The following is a 5,455-nucleotide window of genomic DNA, read 5'->3' as shown; positions in this document are numbered from 1 at the left end:
GACGCCACGCGCATCGCCGGAGAGGATGCGGACTTCCACCGCCGCGACCTCTACGACGCGATCGACCGGGGCGAGTTCCCGTCGTGGACGCTGTCGGTGCAGGTCATGCCGTACGAAGACGCCAAGACCTACCGCATCAACCCGTTCGACCTCACCAAGGTGTGGCCGCACGAGGACTATCCGCTCATCCCCGTCGGCACGATGACGCTGAACCGCAACCCGGAGAACTTCTTCGCCCAGATCGAGCAGGCCGCGTTCGAGCCGTCCGCGCTGGTGCCGGGCATCGGCTTCTCGCCCGACAAGATGCTGCTCGGCCGGGCGTTCGCCTACTCCGACACGCACCGGCACCGCATCGGCGCCAACTACCTGCAGCTGCCGGTGAACCGCCCGCGCGTCGAGGTCAACACCTACACGCAGGACGGGCCGATGGCCTACGAGCACCGTGGCGACGACCCGGTCTACGCCCCGAACTCCTTCGGCCGCGGCTACGCCGACAACGTCGGCGAGGTCGACCCCGGCTGGGAGGCCGACGGTGCGATGGTGCGGCAGGCGTACACGCTGCGCCCGGATGACGACGACTTCTCCCAGGCGGGCGCGCTCGTGCGCGACGTCTGGAACGACGAGCAGCGCGCCGCGTTCGTGAAGACCGTGGCCGGACACCTGCTCGGCGGCGTGACCGGCGACGTGCTCGAGCGGGCCTTCCAGTACTGGAAGAACGTCGATGCGGCCACCGGAGCCGAGATCGAGAAGCTCGTGCGCGACGGCGCCGACCTGGGCGCGCCCGGAGCCCAGCCCGGCGCCGCGCAGGACGACGCCGACCAGCCGCTGGTGGAGCCGAACACGCACGCCGGCCGCTGAGCCGGCATCACGGAAGCCCGGTCGCGCTCGCCGCGGCCGGGCTTCCGTGTGTCCGCCGGTCGGCCCCTCAATCGCCCGTACGCGTGAGGGGCAGGGAGAGGATGCGGTCGTCGCCCTCCCGCGGGGAGCCGCGGCCGTCGGTGTTGTTCGTGAGCACCCACAGGGTGCCATCGGGTGCGACGGTCACGTCGCGGATGCGTCCGTACTCGTCGCGAAGGAGCTGCTCGGACGTCTCGGGGGCGGAAGCGTCGATGGTGAACAACCGCGCGCCACCCAGCCCGGTGACGAAGACGGTGCCGCCGGTGACGGCCAGCCCGCTCGGGCTCGCCTCGTCGGGGTTCCACTGCTGCACGGGATCGATGAAGCCGCGCTCCGCCCCGCCGGTGCCCTCCGCCTCCGGCCACCCGTAGTTCCCGCCCGGAACGATGATGTTCAGCTCGTCCCACGTGTCCTGTCCGAACTCGCTGGCGAACATCGTCCCGTCCTCGGCCCATCCGATGCCCTGCGGGTTGCGGTGCCCGAAGCTGTAGACGAGCGAGCCCTCGAAGGGATTGTCGGCCGGCGGGTCGCCGTCCGGCGTCATGCGCAGGATCTTCCCCGCGAGGCTGTCGACGTTCTGCGCCGACGGCCGCTGGTCGGCGTCACCGGTGGTCGCGTAGAGCATGCCGTCCGGTCCGAAGGCGAGTCGCCCGCCGTTGTGGATGCGCGCGGCGGGAATCCCGTCGAGCACGGTCTCGGGGTCGCCGAGCGCGAGGGAGCCCGGCGCCCCGGTGACGGCGAATCGATCGATACGGTTCTCGCTCGACCCGGTGGAGTAGGCGTAGAGCCGATCCAGGTCGTCGACGGCCAGTCCGAGCAGGCCACCCTCCCCGGCTGCTGCGACGCCGGCGACCGTGCCGATCTCCCGCGTCGAGCCGTCGGGGACCACCTCGAGGATGCGGCCGGTGTCGCGCTCGGACACGAGGGGCGTTCCGTCGGCGGTGAACGCGATCGACCAGGGTGCGGCGAGGTCCGTGGCCACCGTCTCGACCGAGCCGTCGGGCACGAGCCTTCCCTCGTCGGTGGGCGTCGGCACCGCCGCGGCGGTCGGAGCCGACGTCACCGACGTCTGCGGCGTCGCCGGAGCGGGCTGCTGCGCGGTGCAGGCGCTCAGTGACCACCCGGTGACCATCGCGAGGAGGACCGCGCCCGCTCGCCTCGTCCTCGCCACGCTGCACCTCCGTCGTCGGCCGCCATTGGAGCACCACCCTAAGCCGGTTCCGGCCCTGCACGGGCCGCCGTGAACATGACAGGAGATCCTGTGCGGCGCCGCCCGAAATCGCCCCTCGAGCCTCGGATCGGCGTGGATCTCCTGTGTTGTTGACGCCCTCCCGTCGTGGCAGACCGCCGAGACAATTATTCCAATATCCAAAATAATGCGACACTGGACCTACCCACCGATCCAGGAGCCCGCCCTGTCCGCCGCCACCGCACCAGCCCGCGCCGCCCGTCCCGCCCGACGGATGGGCCGTTGGCGGCACCTCGGTGCGATGCTCAAGGTCGGCGTCATCGGCTTCGGCGGCGGCAGCGCCCTCATCCCCGTGATGGAGAAAGAGCTCGTCGGCGGCAGACGGCTCGAGGAGCACGAGTTCGTCACCGACACCGTCATCGCCAACATCACGCCGGGTGCGCTCCCGCCGAAGCTCGCGGCGCTGTCGGGACTGCAGCTGAACGGGTCGATCGCGGCCCTCGCCGGAGCGCTCGCTGTCGCCCTCCCCGGCACGGCGGCCACCGTCGCGCTGCTGGCCCTCTTCTCGGCGCTCGGGCCGGGCGCGGTGTCGGTCATCGAGGCGGCGTCTCTCGGCATCTCGGCCTTCATCCTCTACCTGCTCGCCCACTACGTCGTGAAGGTGCTCGCCCCGGGCGGCCGGCTGCGCCCGGTGCCGTCGATCATCGCGGTGCTCGCCTTCCTGCTCTCCGGCGCGGGCAAGACCGTCACGCTCGGCCACGACCTCGCCGACGCCGAGCAGGGCTGGATGCTCCCGGAGCTGTCGGCGCTCGGGCTCGTCCTGGCCGCGCTCGGCGGCATCGCGGTGGTCACCGTCGGGCAGATGGTGCGGGGATCCTCGCGCGCGGCAGCCGGACCGGCCGCGACGGCCCCGGGCGGCGGGCGAGGCGCCATGCGTGCCGCCGCGCTCGTGTCGGCGCTCGTGGTCGTGGGTGCGGGCCTCGCCCTCATCGCGGTGCCGGGTATCGAGACCGCCGGATTCCTCGGGCTCATCCTCGTCTCGACCGTGTCGTCGTTCGGCGGCGGTGAGGCCTACGTCGGCGTGGCCGACGGCTTCTTCGTCGCCTCGGGCATCGTCGACTCGTCGGTCTTCTACGGCCAGATCGTTCCCGTCGCGAACGCGCTGCCCGGTCCCATCCTCGTGAAGATCGCCGCGGGCGTCTCGTACACGGTGGGGCTCGAGTCCGGATCGGTGATCGCCGGCGTCGCGCTCGCCGCGGCCGCGCTCCTGCTCACCGTCGGAAGCTGCTGCGCCATCGCTCTGATGCTCCTGGCCGGCTACGACCGCGCGCGCGACTCGATCTTCGTGCGGAACATCGCGGCCTACATCCTCCCGGTCATCTGCGGCCTGCTCGCTTCGACGTCCGTGTCGCTGCTGCACGCGAGCGCCGACATCGCCGAGGGCGCCGGTGTGCCCCCGGTGTGGGCGGTCGTCGGCAGCGTGCTGTTCGCGCTCCTCGTGCCCGTCATCCACCGCGTGGCGAAGGTGCCGGACATCGTGCTGATCCTCGTGTTCGGCGGCGCGTCGCTCGCGCTCCTGTCGCTGGTCTGAGACGCGTCAGGCGGGCGCGCCGTAGACCGTCGCATCGAGCGCGACCGCCGCGGCACCCGCGACACCGCCCTCGACGAGCCGGGCGCGGCGGATCACCACCGAGGGGCGCACGAGCGGGAAGGTGGCCGCGGCGGTCGCCACGGCGAGGTCGTCGAAGAGGCGATCCGGAGCTGCCGCGAACGAACCGCCGAGCACGATCGCATCCGGCCCGGTGAGGTTCGCCACGATGGACAGGCCCTGGGCCATGCGACCGATGAATTCGTCGTGGACGGGCGTTCCCCGCGCCGCGTCGACGACGGTGAGGATGTCGAGATCGTCCACTCCGGTGAGATCCGCCCCGGCGGCTTCGAGCCGAGCACGCAGGTGCACCGTCGAGGTCAGCGTCTCGAGGCACCCGCGATTGCCGCACGGGCACCGCGGCCCGGACGGGTCGACCTGGATGTGGCCCAGTTCGCTGACCCCGTGGGCTCCCCCTCGGGAGACCGAGCCGTGCATGACGAGGCCGAGTCCGAGGCGCTTGCGGAGGTAGACATAGGCGAGGCTGCTCGCCCGGTGCCGACCCGATGGCGGGACGTCCGCGTAGTGCGCCTCGGCGAGGGCCATCGCGCGCACGTTGTGCTCCGCGTGCACGGGGGCGCCGAGTTCGCGTTCGAGCACGTCGGCGATCGCGACCTCGCGCCAGCCCAGGTTGACGGCGAGGGTGTTCACGCGACCCGTCTCGTCGACGGCGCCGGGGGCGGCCACGCCCACCGACGAGGGCGGTGCGCCCCGGTCGTCGGCGATGACGGCGCGCACCTCGGCTGCCGCGAGAGCGAGGACGTCCTCGACGGGCATCCGCGGATCGAACTCCGCGACGCGCACGCCGCGCACGCGGGCGAGGCCGTCTGCGAGGCCGGCGCGGATCATCCCGACACCCAGCTGGATGCCGGCGACGGTCACCGCCTCGGGAACACCGCGCAGCGCGACGGCGGGGCGACCGCGGCGCTCGTGCGCGCCGGTGGTGTCGAGCTCTTCGAGCCACCCCGCGGCCAGCAGCGGATTGACGGTGTGCGTGATCGTCGTCGGCGACAGCCTGAGGCGTTCGGCGAGCGCGATCCGCGACAGCGGCCCCTCGTCCCTCAGCAGGCGCAGCGCGGCGCGGGCGTGACGACCCGGGATCGTCCGCTCCTCACCCTCCGTGCCGGGACCGCTCACGGTCGGGCGCTCAGCCCTCGCCGCCGAGGTTGCCGGTGAGGCGCGCGTGCATCGCGGAACTCGACTCGTTCATGCCGTCGATCACGACCCTCTTGCCGTGGTTCTCGTACTTCGTCACGATCGCATCCAGGGCGGCGACGGTGGAGGCGTCCCACACGTGCGAGCGCGACATGTCGATGACGACCTCGTCGGGGTCGTCGGCGTACTCGAACTGCGTCGTCAGGTCGTTCGACGAGGCGAAGAACAGCTCCCCGTCCACGCGGTAGTGCGCGGTCGGCACCTCGGCATCCCGGTCGACGGTGCGCGTCACGGTGGTGAAGTGCGACACGCGCCGCGCGAAGATCACCATCGCGACGACGACCCCCAGCACGACACCGATCGCGAGGTTGTGGGTGATGACGACGGCGACGACGGTGGCGACCATCACGATCGTCTCGCCGATCGGCATGCGCTTGAGGGTGCCCGGGCGGATGGAGTGCCAGTCGAAGGTCGCGACCGAGACCATCACCATCACGGCCACGAGCGCCGCCATCGGGATGAGTCCCACGATGTCGCCGAGACCCACGACGAGGATGAGCAGGAAC

General features: G+C 71.8%; 5 protein-coding genes. 2 read left to right on the top strand and 3 right to left on the bottom strand.

What is annotated here, in order from left to right:
- Nucleotides 1-858: catalase (locus B4E30_RS00770; protein WP_286793084.1), on the top strand; the 858-nt coding region annotated here is incomplete at its 5' end.
- Nucleotides 859-925: 67 nt separating this feature from the next.
- Here B4E30_RS00770 and B4E30_RS00765 read toward each other — a convergent pair.
- Entirely contained in the window at nt 926-2,068 is a 1,143-nt protein-coding gene (locus B4E30_RS00765; RefSeq protein ID WP_286793083.1) for a PQQ-dependent sugar dehydrogenase, read from the bottom strand.
- 205 nt (nt 2,069-2,273) lie between these two features.
- On the opposite strand from B4E30_RS00765, the gene B4E30_RS00760 reads away from it, so the two are divergent.
- Nucleotides 2,274-3,677, top strand: coding sequence for a chromate transporter (locus B4E30_RS00760; RefSeq protein WP_286793082.1), 1,404 nt, complete (start codon nt 2,274-2,276; stop codon nt 3,675-3,677).
- Nucleotides 3,678-3,683: 6 nt separating this feature from the next.
- Here B4E30_RS00760 and B4E30_RS00755 read toward each other — a convergent pair whose 3' ends face one another.
- Nucleotides 3,684-4,871, bottom strand: coding sequence for an ROK family transcriptional regulator (locus B4E30_RS00755; RefSeq protein ID WP_286793081.1), 1,188 nt, complete (start codon nt 4,869-4,871; stop codon nt 3,684-3,686).
- 10 nt (nt 4,872-4,881) lie between these two features.
- On the bottom strand, nt 4,882-5,455 hold a 574-nt coding region (locus B4E30_RS00750), incomplete at its 5' end, for an STAS domain-containing protein (protein WP_286793080.1).

This window comes from Microbacterium sp. UBA3394, assembly GCF_002358725.1.
Taxonomy (GTDB): Bacteria; Actinomycetota; Actinomycetes; order Actinomycetales; family Microbacteriaceae; genus Microbacterium; species Microbacterium luteum.
Note: the sequence above shows the minus strand (reverse complement) of the source record. Positions and strands in the feature narration are given on the sequence as shown.